Below are 280 nucleotides of genomic sequence, written 5' to 3' on the forward strand. Positions count from 1 at the left end.
CGCGGTGCCCGCGGCGGGCGCCCCATTGGCCTCGACGCGGCCGCCTACAAGGGCCGCAATGTCATCGAGCGCCAGTACGCGCACCTGAAGCAGTGGCGGGGCCTGGCGACCCGGTATGACAAGTACGCGATCGTCTACCGGTCCGCTGTGGTGCTGAATGCTGTGATCGCATGGTCCAAACGATTGTCAGACATGCCCTAGGGCTTCGATGACCGCGGCCTGGCTGGGCGTTGCCGGGTTCGTGGCGGCCTCTCGACGCACCGCGTCGCGGATCGCTTCG

Annotated in this window: 1 pseudogene; it reads left to right on the plus strand. The window is 67.9% G+C overall.

Annotated elements, in window-relative coordinates:
* Window positions 1-201: pseudogene (locus tag ACMV8I_RS21495) on the plus strand (IS5/IS1182 family transposase); the annotation flags it as partial.
* Between the last annotated feature and the right edge of the window lie 79 nt (window positions 202-280).

The organism is Ewingella sp. S1.OA.A_B6 (assembly GCF_049889095.1).
Classification (GTDB): Bacteria; Pseudomonadota; Gammaproteobacteria; order Enterobacterales; family Enterobacteriaceae; genus Ewingella.